Source organism: Chishuiella sp., from assembly GCF_032109125.1.
Classification (GTDB): Bacteria; Bacteroidota; Bacteroidia; order Flavobacteriales; family Weeksellaceae; genus Empedobacter.
On the sequence record NZ_DAMCLZ010000006.1, the window covers coordinates 33,820 to 46,609 of the forward strand.

Below are 12,790 nucleotides of genomic sequence, written 5' to 3' on the forward strand. Positions count from 1 at the left end.
TATTTATGAAATCGATTTTATTTAGTTTAAGTCTTTTTTCAGGATTTTTTGTTTTTGCACAATCTACTGCGGTTATACCACAAATGGATGATTATGTAAAACCAAGATATAGCGCTATCATAGATAATGATTTTGGAGGTGATCCAGATGGTTTATTTCAGTTAGTTCATCAAATTCTTTCACCTTCTATAGAAATAAAAGGTATAATAGGTTCTCATTTAAAACCAGGAGATCCTTTTGATTCTTCAACTATTACAGCAGAAAATGCTGTAATAAAAATAAATGAAACTCTTGATATAATGAATCTTAAAAACAAATATAAAGTTTTACAAGGTTCAAATGATCAATTAAAAGATTTAAAAATACCAAATATATCTGCTGGAGCTAAAGCTATTGTAGAAGAAGCAATGAAAGCAGATCCAAAAAATCCATTATTTATTCTCTGTGGTGCTGGTTTAACAGAAGTGGCAAGCGCTTATTTGATGGAACCAAGAATTGCAGACAAAGTAATTGTTGTTTGGATTGGTGGACCAGAATATATGGATTTAGCAACACCGCCTCCAGGGTTTACACCATTAGAGTATAATTTAGGAATAGATATAAAAGCAGCTCAGGTTGTTTTTAACGAATCAAATTTATCTATTTGGCAAATTCCAAGAAATACTTATAGACAAACCCTAATGTCTTATGCTGAGCTTGTTAGTAGAGTAAAAGCAGAAGGGCAATTAGGAAAATATCTTATAAATACAATTGAAGATCTTATGAAGAGAGTTCAAAAACTTAATTTTCATATAGGTGAAACTTATATTATGGGTGATAGTCCTTTAGTTTTATTAAGTGCTTTACAATCTTCTTTTGAAGCAGATTCTTCTTCTAGCTCATATGTCCTTAAAAATGCACCAAAAATAAATGATGATGGTTTGTATCAATATAACCCAAAAGGAAGAAATATAAGAATTTATACACAACTCGATACAAGATTAATGTTCGAGGACTTTTATACAAAAATTAAATTATTTAATCACAAAAAATAAATTATAATGAAAAAAAATCAATTCACATTATTAAAATTTTCTAATAAATCAAAAATAGCAGGGTTATTTTTTACTTTATTAGCAACATCCACTATAGTAAAAGCTCAAAATGTACCATTAATCACTATTGATGGAAAAACATTTCAAGATTCTAATAAAAATGGAAAATTGGATCCTTGGGAAGATACTCGTCTTTCTACGGATAAAAGGATAGATGCAATTATCAAGCAAATGACGAATGAGGAAAAAGTTAATTTGTTAATAGGTACGGGGATGCCTGGGATAGAGGTTTTAACAGGTCCAGTAGGAGACTCAAAACAAGGCTTAGTTCCTGGTGCAGCTGGAGGTACAGATTCATTTGATCGATTTGGAATTCCAGCTACAATTGTTGCAGATGGACCTGCTGGATTAAGAATTGCACCGACAAGAGATAATGATACAAAAACATATTATGCTACAGCGTTTCCTGTAGGTACAGCACTAGCTTCTACTTGGAACCAAGAGTTATTAGAACAAGTTGGAAAAGCAATGGGAAATGAAGTAAAAGAATATGGTGTTGATGTACTTCTTGCTCCAGCATTAAATATTCAAAGAAATCCATTAAATGGAAGAAATTTTGAGTATTATTCTGAAGATCCTTTAATATCTGGAAAAACGACAGCATCTGTTGTAAATGGAATACAATCTCAAGGTGTAGGGACATCAATTAAACATTTTGCTGCAAATAATGAAGAAACAAATCGTTTAACAATTAATGCTCATGTATCTGAAAGAGCAATGAGAGAATTGTATTTAAGAAATTTTGAAATTGCTGTAAAAGAATCACAACCCTGGACAGTAATGTCTTCATATAATAAAGTAAATGGTGTTTATACATCAGATTCAAAAGATTTACTAACTCAAGTTTTAAGAAATGAATGGGGGTTTAAAGGTATTGTAATGACAGATTGGTTTGGAGGTTTTCCAGGTTTTGAATCTATTAAAGATGGAGGGATTTCTGATGTTGTAAAACAAATGAATGCAGGTAATGATCTTTTAATGCCTGGAATTCCTGCACAGAAAAAAGTATTATTAGAAGCATTAAATTCAGGAAAATTATCTCAAGAAGTTGCAAATGTTAATGTGAAAAGAATTTTAGAATATATTTTTAAAACACCGACTTTTTCTCAATACAAATACAGTGATAAACCAAATTTAGCTGAACATGCAGAAGTAACAAGAAATGCAGCAGCAGAAGGAATGGTTTTGCTTAAAAATGAGAAGAATACATTACCATTTTCAAATAAACAAAAGGAAATTTCATTATTTGGTGTTACATCTTACGCATGGATTACTGGAGGAACAGGAAGTGGTAGTGTTAATAATAAACATACAGTATCTTTATTAGAAGGTCTTACAGCTACAGGTTATAAATTAGATAAAGAGTTGGTCGATTTATATAAACCATTTGCAGAAAAAGCTTCTGAAGAAGAATTAATTGAAAGAAAAAAGAAAGGTATTCTTGGTCTTCCAGGAAGATTATCAGAAATGAAAATGGATGACGCCTTTCTTACTAAAAAAGCAGAAACATCAGAAATAGCTTTTGTTACTTTAGGTAGAAACTCTGGAGAAGGAGGAGATAGAGTTGTTGATAATGATTTTAATTTAGCTACAGAAGAAATAGAAATGTTAGATAAAATTTCTAAAGCTTTTCATGCAAAAGGTAAAAAAGTTGTTGTTATTTTAAATATTGGTGGTGTTATTGAAACCGCTTCTTGGAAAGATAAAGTAGATGCTATTTTGTTAGCATGGCAACCAGGACAAGAAGGAGGATATTCTGTTGCTGATGTAATTTCAGGAAAAATTAATCCTTCAGGAAAACTTACAATGACATATCCTATAAAATATTCAGATCATGCTTCTGCAAAAAATTTCCCTGGAGTACCAGTAAATAATCCAACAGATGTAACATATGAAGAAGGTGTTTATGTGGGATATCGTTATTTTAATACATTCGGAATAAAACCATCTTACGAGTTTGGTTATGGAAAATCATATACAGATTTTACTTATTCAGGAGTAAAAATTAACTCAAAAACATTCAATAATAAAGTTGAAGTTAGTGTGGATATAAAAAATACAGGAAAAGTAAATGGAAAAGAAGTAGTAGAACTTTATCTTTCAGCACCAGCAAAATCAATAGACAAACCTAAATCTGAATTGAAAGCTTATGCAAAAACAAAAAATTTAAAACCAGGAGAATCTCAAACAATAGTTTTGACATTAGATGCAAAAGATTTAGCGTCATTTGAATCTTCAAAATCTGCTTGGGTTGCCGAATCTGGATTGTATAAAATTTCGATAGGTTCATCTTCATTGGATATAAAACAAACAATAGATTTTTCTGTTCCGAAGGAAATAATTGTAGAAAAAGTACAACATATATTACCTTTAGATAAACAGTTTAATGATTTGAAATCTTAATGATTTAATAAAGGGGAAATTTTATAAACACAAAAGAAATAAATAATTTTTCTTTTGTGTTTTGTTTAAAAGAATATGATTATGAAAAATGAAGAACAATCAAAAAAAAATTATGTAATTCCATTGGTTACAATAACTATATTATTTTTTATGTGGGGATTTATCACATGTATGAATGATATTTTAATTCCATATTTAAAACAACTTTTTAAATTAACATTTTTTGAATCAATGTTGGTTCAGTTTTGTTTTTTTGGAGCTTATTTTATTGGTTCACTAATCTATTTTATTATTTCTACAACAAAAGGTGATCCAATTGATAAAGTAGGTTATAAAAAAGGGATACTTTTTGGAATTTTTTTAGCAGCTTTAGGTTGTGTATTATTTTATCCAGCAGCAACGTTTTCATCTTATGTTTTGTTTTTAGGAGCTTTATTTGTTTTAGGCCTAGGGTTTACAGTTTTACAAATTACAGCTAATGCTTATGTGTCTTTACTTGGATCAGAAGATTCAGCATCAAGTAGATTGAATATGACACAAGCATTTAATGCATTCGGAACAACTATAGCTCCTGTTTTAGGAGGTCATTTAATTTTTGAATTATTTTCTGAAGAAGATGGTAGTTTAAGTGCTATGGCTACAAAAATTCCATATTTAATTTTTGCTGCTATATTATTATTAGTTGCTTTATTAATAGCTAGAGTAAAATTACCAGACTTTCAAGTAAAAGATGATGAAATTGTAAAAGGATTCGGTTCTATTAAATATAATCATTTGAAATTAGGTGTTTTGGCTATGTTTTGTTATGTCGGAGGAGAGGTTGCTGTAGGTAGTTTTATTATTAGTTTTTTAGAACAACCACAAATTATGAATTTCTCTGAAGTTGTGAGTAAAAATTATTTATCTCTTTATTGGGGAGGAGCTATGATAGGTAGATTTTTAGGAGCTATTTCATTAAATCAATCAATTAGTCAATCTAAAAAAATATTATATATGTTTGGGGCAGCTACAGCTGTATTTTTAGTTATTTTCAGTATTGTAGATTTAACTTTTTCACAAATTAGCTTCTTTTTGGTATTTATAGTTTTAAATTTTATAGCGTTTTTCATAGGTAAATCAGCTCCAGCAAGAACACTAGCTATTTTTGCTTCAATAAATGTAATATTGTTAATTTCGGCTATCTTAAATCATGGAGAAATGGCTATGTATAGTATATTGGGTATAGGAATATTTAATTCTATTATGTTTTCTAATATTTATACATTAGCAATTTCTGGGTTAGGTAAATATACTAGTCAAGGTTCTTCTTTAGTTGTTATGGCTATATTGGGAGGAGCAATAATTCCTATATTTCAAGGATATTTAGCTGATCATTTTGGAGTTCAAATATCATTTGTTATCCCTGTTTTTTGTTATGGTTATATATTATTTTTTGGACTTTATTGTTCAAAATATTTAGGACAAGTAAAAACTGATCATAGTGTATCAGGACATTAGAAATATAATATTTACGTTTTAAAAAATAATAGGAAGTAATCTTAATTACTTCCTATTATTTTTTCTAATTCTACTTAAACTTTTTGGATTCATTCCTAAAAATGAAGCAATGTATTGTAGTGGAACATTTTGTATGATAGAAGGGTAGTTCTTTATTAATTTATTGTATCGTTCTTCAGCTGTAAGTGTAGCTAATTCGTTAGCCCTAGTTTCATTATAGGTTAATGCTTCTTGAAATACAGATAAACTAAAATCTTTGAAAATCTTTTTTTTATTGATGATTGTTTCTAACTGATTTTTAGAAATACGTAATAAATCGCAATCTGTAATACATTCCAAATTTTCAGAAGAAATTGTCTCGTTCATAAAATGAAAATAGGAAGTTATAAAACCAGGAGGACAGTTGATATGTGTTGTTATTTCTTCTCCTTTTTCATTGTAATAAAAAAGTCTTATAAAACCAGAAACAACAAAATATAAGAATTGTGGAACTTTTCCTTCTTCTTCAATAATCGTATTTTTAGAAAAAGAAATTGGTTCAAAAAATTGGCGACAAAGTATAGCATCTTCGTCACCAAAATCTTTATTTTTAGCAATTAGTTGTAATAGTTTTTCATGCATAGAACAAAGATAGAATATTTCTATTCTTCTTTTGCATCGATTAAAACAGCGAGTTGTATACATGGTTCTGTTGAACGGTTGCTCCAAGCATGGTTTGTTCCCCTTTGTATTACAATATCTCCAGGTTTTAGTAATGTTTCTCCATCTTCTACAATAAGATACAATTCACCAGAAAGAATTATAATATAATCTAATGTTGGTGTTTGGTGCATCATAGGATGAGGTTCATTCGGTTTTATTTCTATTCCTAATTCTTTATCTGGAGGAATAGAAACGTATCTAAAATAAGTTCCATTTTTTGGCGTTTGAGGAAAACCTAAATTAGGTATTTTATTTTCAAAATTTAGATTTGCTGGCGATTGTTGTGTATTCCAAATGTCCGAAATAATTAAATTTGGAAAGTGTTCAACTACATTTTCTACAGTTTTATCTTCTGTTATGGTAGATTTTCCATTTTTGATTCCTGTTACAATTCTTCTAGGTATTTTTTTCATAGTATTATTCGTGTTTCATAATTAGTTTATTACCTTTTGTTAAATTATTTTTTAATAACTCGTGTGCAGAAAGAATACTTTCCAAAGAAAGCTGACCAATGTTTATGTAATTAGGTGGAGTTATTGATTTCTTCTCTAAAAGTTCTGTTATTTTTTCCAATCCTTTTTTATAGTAAGCATAATCTTTAATCGAACTATAGGCATAGTTTGATATATTTATAATACTATTTCCATTGTTAAAAAGATTTTCTCTAGAATTGGTTGTTGTTAAAGCTGTAACATCAACATAAATTCCATTGGTTTTTAATGTTTCAGCAATTATTTCAGACATTTTATTTCCAACAAGATCTATCCCAATATCAAAAGGAGAGTTATTATTTGCTCTTAATAAGTTTTTGATAAAATTTGTGCTATTGTAATCTATAATTTGAGAATCATTTAATCCTATATTATTTAAGTGTGATTTACTTTCTGCATTACCTACAGTTGCAACAATATTTTGTTTTTTATTCATAATTAATAATTTTATTAAAAATGAACCAACTCCACCACTTGCCCCAGATACTAAAATATTATTTGTAGTATTTAAATTTAAACGATTATAGATTTGTAAAGCTGTTAATCCTGCTGAAGGTAATCCAGTAGCTTCTTCGAAGGATATATTTTTAGGTTTTAAAGCAACTATTTCTTCTGGAACGCTAATATATTCTGCATAGCTACCATTAGATCCCATAGAACCAGAGCCACAAAAAACTTCGTCTCCAAGATTAAATTCTTTTACATTTTCTCCCTTTTCTATTACAATTCCAGAAAATTCTCTTCCTAGTATAGGAGAGGATATTAATTTTCTTTCTAATTCATTTTCTAGCATTTGGTAATCAATAGGATTAAATCCACTTGCAATAATTTTAATTAATAATTCATTGCTCTTAGGAATTGGTTGCTCAACAAATGCTTCTTCTAATTGGTTGTTTTTATTTAAGATAATTGCTTTCATAATTTATTGTATTATAAAACAAATGTAATTTTAGAATGGTTTATATTTACTATTAGTTAACAAACGGTAACTAGTTACCCTAATGAAACTATTATGACGAAATTGATAGAGAACGGAATAGAAAGAGAGGCTACTTGTACAGAAGAATTATTTGCAATGAGAGATAGTTTAGACGTTTTGGGAGGGAAATGGAAATTAATGATTCTCCGTTATCTAACAAATAGAGTAGGTCAGGAAATTCATTTTAAAAAATTACAAAGAGGTATCGAAGGAATTTCTGCCAAAATGTTGAGTAAGGAGTTAAAAGATTTAGAAATTAATTTACTTATTACACGAACAATACGAGATACAAAGCCAATAACAGTAACGTATGCTGTTACAGAATATGGGAAAACAGTTCTTCCTGTAACAGAAACATTAGTTAAATGGGGATTATCTCATCGACAAGAAATAAAAAAGTCTATGAAATAGAATTATGTAAAAAAATGTAGATATTTATTCAAACAAGAAAATTCTATTTATTTGAATTTAAGTTTTTTGAATTTTATGTTAATTCTAATCGGACTTTAATTTACTTTATAATAATTGTAATTTTAGAACAGTTTATATTTGCTTCTCATTAATAGAATAATTCTTATTAAAAGAATTTATTTAGTTAAAATTAATAAAATAAAATATTAAAAATGAATGTATTAGATTTTATGCTAATCTTATTAGCTGGCTCTGTAGCTGCTGGTTTCATAGGTTCTCTTTCAGGATTGGGAGGAGGTATTGTAGTTATTCCTCTTTTAACAATTGTATTAGGAGTAGATCTTCACTATGCAATAGGAGCAGCACTTGTTTCAGTTATAGCAACATCTTCAGGCTCTGCAGCAGCTTATGTAAAAGAAGGAATTGCAAATATGCGGTTGGGTATGTTCCTCGAGATAGCAACTACTTTAGGAGCTGTTGGTGGAGCATTAATTTCTGCAGCAGCACCAAGTTCTATTATAGCTATCTTTTTTGGATGTGCATTAATTTTTTCTGCATTAAACTCTTTACGTAAAAAAGAAGAACATGTTGTCGAAAAATCGAGTAATATGGCAGTAAAATTGAAACTTCCCTCAACATATCCTGATGCAAAAGGTAATAATGTTCCTTATGGAACTAAAAATGTTATAGGAGGATTTAGTATGATGGGATTGGCTGGGTTATTATCTGGAATGTTAGGTATAGGTTCAGGAGCTTTTAAGGTAATAGCAATGGATAATATTATGCGAATACCTTTCAAGGTATCTACAACAACAAGTAACTTTATGATGGGAGTTACAGCTTTAGCTAGTTGCGTTATTTATATACAAAAAGGATATATAGTTCCTGATATTTGCTTACCAGTAATGATAGGGGTATTGGTTGGAGCAATGATTGGTTCTAAAGTTTTAATGATGACAGACCCTAAAAAACTACGTATATTTTTTGCTTTTATTATTTTATTTCTAGCAGGGAATATGATTTATAATGGTATTAAAGGAAATTTTTAAGTTATGACATTTACAGATAAAGATCTTCAAAAAATAATTGGAGGAGTATTAAAATATGGCGTATATACAGTACTAACTATTGGTATTATAGGTGGAATAATTTTTCTTACTTCTCATGGACATGAAACAGTTAATTATAGTAAGTTTGTCGAAAATGACCGTAGTATTTTCGAAGTAATTTCTACAATTTTTAGAGGAGTAGTTGAATTAAAAGGTAGTTCAATTATTTTCTTAGGAATATTAATTTTATTCTTAACTCCATTTTTACGACTTATTCTTTCTTTAGTATCTTTTATATTAGAAAAAGACAAATTATATGTTATTATAACACTTATCGTATTGTTTATTATTAGTATGAGTGTTTTCTTTGGATTTTCTCATTAAATTTTATTTGGAACGATTGGTTTAATATAAGTATATTTGCATTATGCCAAGGAATAAAGAATTCGATTATAACATAAAATTAGAAATTGCAAGAAACCTTTTTTGGGAAAAAGGTTATCATGCAACTTCTATGCATGACTTGGTTTCTACGTTGGGTCTTAACAGAAGTAGTATCTATGATACGTATGGAAATAAAGAAGAACTATTTTTGAAATGTTTGGTTGATTATTCAAAATTGAAAGAGAACCAATATAAAAAAGCATCTTCGGTAGGAAAAAAAGCAATCGATAATTTAGAATTTATAATTCGCGATGTCGTAAATCAAACATTAAAAGATAATAAAGCTTGTTTTATTGTTAATACAATTTTTGAAGTGGCATCAACCAACAATCAAATAAAGGCATTACTCAATAAAAATGGAGTAATATTACAAACAATCTTAGAAGAAAAAATACATCAAGCCCAGTTAGATGGCGATATAAAAAGCTCTAAGAATCCTATAATTATAGCTCGATTTATTCTTTCTACTTTCAGTACATTTTGGAGTCATTATATTCTTTCTCAGGATGAGAAAGAAGTCCAAGAGATGGTAGATTTTTTAATCGAGCAAATTAAAAAATAATTTTTTATCTTATTTTGGAACGATTGGTTTAAAATAAAAATATATGGAAAACAAAAATTTAATTACAGTACAATCTTATTATCAATTAATTAATGAAGGATATGTCAATTCAGAAAAATATTATCAATTATTTAGTGATGATGTAGAAATATTTTATCAAAAGTTTGGTTTTGGAAAGGGGAGAGAAGGATTACAAAAATTTGGGCAAAAAATTATTCAATTGATTGATTATTTAGAGTTCGATTTAGAAAAATTTAATTACATAGAAAATAAAGAATTTGTTATTGTAGAAGGTCATGAAAAAGGAATTACAAATACTGGAATAAAATTTCCTAACAATACAGATTCTTATGGAAAATTTTGTTCTGTTTTCCAATTAGAAAATAACAAAATAAAAAGAATGCATTGTTATGTGGACCCAGATTTTGCTTCTCAAGATATAGAACGATTAAGAATATTAAATACTTTACTAATAGAAGATAAAACAAGCCAGACCAAGAAAATTGTAGACGAATTCTATGACATACAATTTGGACGTAGAAAAGGAAATCCAATAGACCTATTTGCAGATAAAGTAGATTGGGATTTACCAGGGAATAAAAATAAATTTTCTTGGGTAGGAAAAAGAGAAACCAAAGAAGAAGTTCAAGCTTTTTTTTATGAATTATCAAAAAATATAGAATCAGAAAAATTCGAAATAGATTTTATTACTGTAAATGGAGAAAACGCAACAGTGGTTGGTTCATTAGTATCAAAAATATTGCCTTACAATAAATCTTTCAGTACAACATTTGTTGTTATATTAAAAGTAGTTGATGAAAAGATTGTAAAATATCATTTTTTAGAAGATAGTTATAAACTAAATGAAGAGATGAGGTAAAATAAAAATTCAATAATTATTTAATTTATTTTTAGTCATGAGTTTGCAATAGTGATTGAAGCGGCATCCTTTTTTGATTGGTCACTGAGCGAAGTCGAAATGACCAATCAAAAAAGATATAGCGTGAAAGCACGGTGCGTAGCAATTGCCCAAAAAATAATCATAAATTTTAAAAGAAATGAACAACTTTAAGAGAAAAATAATTTGGGCAAACCCTTCGGGACGCGCTTTTCATTTCAATCTTTTACAAACAGACTTCGACTCCGCTCAGCTATCAGTTTGTAAAAGGATTTCCATTACAATCCCTTTTGCGATTTTTATGTATAGTGTAAAAAGTATTAAGTAGAAAGTAATTTTAAAGATTGAATGTGTAAATATTCAAAATTTAATTACTCTTTTCTTGATAATTTAGATAAATGAATCTAACTTTAATCTTATGATTTTAGAAAATAATTTTGTCCGATTAGAAGTCTTAAATGAAACTCATTTAGAGTTTTTACATGAGTTTATTCACCAACAAGAAATCTGGAAATATTCCTTAATACCTATGAAAACAAAAGAGGACATGAGAAACTATATTGATATTGCAATTGAACATTATCATGAAGAAAACCAATTACCTTTTATTGTTTTAGATAAATTAACTAATAGATATGTTGGTTCGACACGTTTATATGAAATTAGTACATCAAATAAACGAGCTAAACTTGGTTATACTTGGTACGACAAAGCTGTACAAGGAACAAAAGTAAATAAGAGTTGTAAATATCTATTATTGGATTATGCTTTCAATCAATTAGATTTTAATCGAATCGAATTCAATGCAGATGTTCGAAATGAGAAAAGTATTTTTGCAATGAAATCTCTAGGAGCAGAAGTAGAAGGTATATTAAGAAAACATACTATTTTGCCTGATGGATATTGTAGAGATATAATTGTTTTGAGTATTTTAAAAGATGATTGGAACAAAGATTTATCCGAAAAACTTCAACAAAAATTAGTTTAGACTTCTGTTAAAATTTGGTTAGTAATAAAATCTATATTTCGTTTTAAACCATCATATTTGGTACGTTTAACAGGAGATTTTCTGAAAATTTCACGAAAAACATCTTCTGTAATCTCTTCCCAATCTTGTTTAGAAAACTGATTTATTTTTTCATTTCCTATAAAACGACTTTCTTTTGTAGGAAGTGAAAAACGATTCCAAGGACAAACTTCTTGACAAACATCACAACCAAAAATCCAATCATCAAATTTACCTTTCATTTCAGTAGGAATCTGCTCTTTCAATTCAATTGTAAAATAGGAAATACATTGGCTTCCATTTACAGTTTTGTTAGGTAAAATAGCTTCTGTAGGACAAGCATCTATACAACGTGTACATTTTCCACAATGGTCAGTTTCTATGGGTGAATCGTAGTTTAATTCTAAATCGATAATTAATTCTGCCAAAAAAAAGAAAGAACCTTTTTGTTTGGATAACGTCAAGGAATTTTTACCAACCCATCCTATTCCAGCTTTTTTTGCCCAAGCATGTTCCAAAATAGGAGCAGAGTCGGCAAATGCTCGTCCGTTAACATCTCCAATCTCTTCTTGAATATAATCCAATAATTCTCGTACTTTTTCTTTAACCACAAAATGATAATCTTCACCTTGTGCATACATAGCTATTTTATAAGAATCTGGATTTCTGTCCAATTCTTGATAATAATTATAAGCTAATGAAATGACTGATTTAGCACCATCTACCAATAATCTAGGGTCTAATCGCATATCAAAATGATTAGCCATATAACTCATATTTCCATGATAATTATTATTCAACCATTTTTCTAAACGAGGAGCTTCCTCTTCTAAAAAATCTGCTTTGGCAACTCCACACGAAATAAACCCCAACGCTTCAGCTTTTTCTTTGATGCGTTGGGTTCTATCATTTTTTATATGTTCTGCAGTTCCAAGAAACATTTTATTTTAATAAGTACAAAAAAAGTTAATTGTCAGCATATTGAAGATTTTAACGGGAGCAAATTTAGAGAAAAAAAGGCATAAAATTACTGTTGTTGAGTATTGAATCCTTTCAAAGTATATTCCACCATTTTACCAATGCGGTGTTTTTATTGCACAGCTAAGTTAATAAGCCATCTCTAATTTTACAATTCTGTAAAAAAAACAGAAATAAAAACCTCCTTAAAATCGCTTTTAAAGAGGTCTGTTTTTATATTTTATTTGTTGTTCTACTTAAAATTATGAGTTACGCAACAGTTACCAATGTTATGTG

General features: G+C 28.6%; 13 protein-coding genes. 9 read left to right on the forward strand and 4 right to left on the reverse strand.

The features are described 5' to 3' along the window. The first annotated feature begins 5 nt into the window (after nt 1–5). The 3 genes from RT575_RS08095 to RT575_RS08105 all read left to right on the forward strand — a co-directional run bounded on the left by RT575_RS08095 (nt 6) and on the right by RT575_RS08105 (nt 4,994). The gene (locus tag RT575_RS08095; protein ID WP_313580058.1) at nt 6–1,034 is read left to right on the forward strand and encodes a nucleoside hydrolase; all 1,029 of its coding nucleotides are present in this window, start codon (nt 6–8) and stop codon (nt 1,032–1,034) included. Nucleotides 1,035–1,040: 6 nt separating this feature from the next. After that, nucleotides 1,041–3,497 (forward strand): glycoside hydrolase family 3 N-terminal domain-containing protein, encoded by a 2,457-nt coding sequence (locus RT575_RS08100; RefSeq protein WP_313580060.1) that lies wholly within the window; start codon nt 1,041–1,043, stop codon nt 3,495–3,497. An 81-nt stretch (nt 3,498–3,578) separates the two neighbouring features. Further along, the gene (locus tag RT575_RS08105; RefSeq protein WP_313580062.1) at nt 3,579–4,994 is read left to right on the forward strand and encodes a sugar MFS transporter; all 1,416 of its coding nucleotides are present in this window, start codon (nt 3,579–3,581) and stop codon (nt 4,992–4,994) included. A 45-nt stretch (nt 4,995–5,039) separates the two neighbouring features. On the opposite strand, the gene RT575_RS08110 is transcribed toward RT575_RS08105, so the two are convergent. From RT575_RS08110 to RT575_RS08120, 3 genes are read right to left on the reverse strand one after another with little or no spacing between them, the layout of a single operon-like run. After that, complete coding sequence (locus RT575_RS08110) at nt 5,040–5,615, reverse strand: Crp/Fnr family transcriptional regulator (RefSeq protein WP_313580064.1); 576 nt, start codon at nt 5,613–5,615, stop codon at nt 5,040–5,042. A gap of 20 nt (nt 5,616–5,635) precedes the next feature. Further along, a complete protein-coding gene (locus RT575_RS08115) occupies nt 5,636–6,109 on the reverse strand; it encodes a cupin domain-containing protein (protein WP_313580066.1) in 474 nt (157 codons plus the stop codon). Nucleotides 6,110–6,113: 4 nt separating this feature from the next. Next, nucleotides 6,114–7,106 (reverse strand): NADP-dependent oxidoreductase, encoded by a 993-nt coding sequence (locus RT575_RS08120; protein ID WP_313580067.1) that lies wholly within the window; start codon nt 7,104–7,106, stop codon nt 6,114–6,116. 93 nt (nt 7,107–7,199) lie between these two features. Between RT575_RS08120 and RT575_RS08125 the strand changes: the two genes are divergently transcribed. The 6 genes from RT575_RS08125 to RT575_RS08150 all read left to right on the forward strand — a co-directional run bounded on the left by RT575_RS08125 (nt 7,200) and on the right by RT575_RS08150 (nt 11,518). Beyond that, nucleotides 7,200–7,577 (forward strand): helix-turn-helix domain-containing protein, encoded by a 378-nt coding sequence (locus tag RT575_RS08125; RefSeq protein WP_313580069.1) that lies wholly within the window; start codon nt 7,200–7,202, stop codon nt 7,575–7,577. A gap of 212 nt (nt 7,578–7,789) precedes the next feature. Then, entirely contained in the window at nt 7,790–8,626 is an 837-nt protein-coding gene (locus RT575_RS08130; RefSeq protein WP_313386561.1) for a sulfite exporter TauE/SafE family protein, read from the forward strand. Nucleotides 8,627–8,629: 3 nt separating this feature from the next. Beyond that, nucleotides 8,630–9,010 (forward strand): DUF1634 domain-containing protein, encoded by a 381-nt coding sequence (locus RT575_RS08135; RefSeq protein WP_313580071.1) that lies wholly within the window; start codon nt 8,630–8,632, stop codon nt 9,008–9,010. Nucleotides 9,011–9,053: 43 nt separating this feature from the next. Then, a complete protein-coding gene (locus tag RT575_RS08140; protein ID WP_313580073.1) occupies nt 9,054–9,632 on the forward strand; it encodes a helix-turn-helix domain-containing protein in 579 nt (192 codons plus the stop codon). A 43-nt stretch (nt 9,633–9,675) separates the two neighbouring features. Then, complete coding sequence (locus tag RT575_RS08145) at nt 9,676–10,512, forward strand: nuclear transport factor 2 family protein (RefSeq protein WP_313580075.1); 837 nt, start codon at nt 9,676–9,678, stop codon at nt 10,510–10,512. A gap of 436 nt (nt 10,513–10,948) precedes the next feature. After that, entirely contained in the window at nt 10,949–11,518 is a 570-nt protein-coding gene (locus RT575_RS08150) for a GNAT family protein (RefSeq protein ID WP_313580077.1), read from the forward strand. Here the strand turns inward: RT575_RS08150 and queG are convergent. Continuing rightward, a complete protein-coding gene (gene queG / locus RT575_RS08155) occupies nt 11,515–12,477 on the reverse strand; it encodes a tRNA epoxyqueuosine(34) reductase QueG (protein ID WP_313580079.1) in 963 nt (320 codons plus the stop codon). The genes RT575_RS08150 and queG overlap by 4 nt on opposite strands. Nucleotides 12,478–12,790 lie beyond the last annotated feature (313 nt).

Bases quoted from the DNA above. Each gene is read 5' to 3' on its own strand.
- RT575_RS08095 (WP_313580058.1), top strand. From the start codon at position 6: ATGAAATCGATTTTATTTAGTTTAAGTCTTTTTTCAGGATTTTTTGTT.
- RT575_RS08100 (WP_313580060.1), top strand. From the start codon at position 1,041: ATGAAAAAAAATCAATTCACATTATTAAAATTTTCTAATAAATCAAAA.
- RT575_RS08105 (WP_313580062.1), top strand. From the start codon at position 3,579: ATGAAAAATGAAGAACAATCAAAAAAAAATTATGTAATTCCATTGGTT.
- RT575_RS08110 (WP_313580064.1), bottom strand. From the start codon at position 5,615: ATGCATGAAAAACTATTACAACTAATTGCTAAAAATAAAGATTTTGGT.
- RT575_RS08115 (WP_313580066.1), bottom strand. From the start codon at position 6,109: ATGAAAAAAATACCTAGAAGAATTGTAACAGGAATCAAAAATGGAAAA.
- RT575_RS08120 (WP_313580067.1), bottom strand. From the start codon at position 7,106: ATGAAAGCAATTATCTTAAATAAAAACAACCAATTAGAAGAAGCATTT.
- RT575_RS08125 (WP_313580069.1), top strand. From the start codon at position 7,200: ATGACGAAATTGATAGAGAACGGAATAGAAAGAGAGGCTACTTGTACA.
- RT575_RS08130 (WP_313386561.1), top strand. From the start codon at position 7,790: ATGAATGTATTAGATTTTATGCTAATCTTATTAGCTGGCTCTGTAGCT.
- RT575_RS08135 (WP_313580071.1), top strand. From the start codon at position 8,630: ATGACATTTACAGATAAAGATCTTCAAAAAATAATTGGAGGAGTATTA.
- RT575_RS08140 (WP_313580073.1), top strand. From the start codon at position 9,054: ATGCCAAGGAATAAAGAATTCGATTATAACATAAAATTAGAAATTGCA.
- RT575_RS08145 (WP_313580075.1), top strand. From the start codon at position 9,676: ATGGAAAACAAAAATTTAATTACAGTACAATCTTATTATCAATTAATT.
- RT575_RS08150 (WP_313580077.1), top strand. From the start codon at position 10,949: ATGATTTTAGAAAATAATTTTGTCCGATTAGAAGTCTTAAATGAAACT.
- queG (WP_313580079.1), bottom strand. From the start codon at position 12,477: ATGTTTCTTGGAACTGCAGAACATATAAAAAATGATAGAACCCAACGC.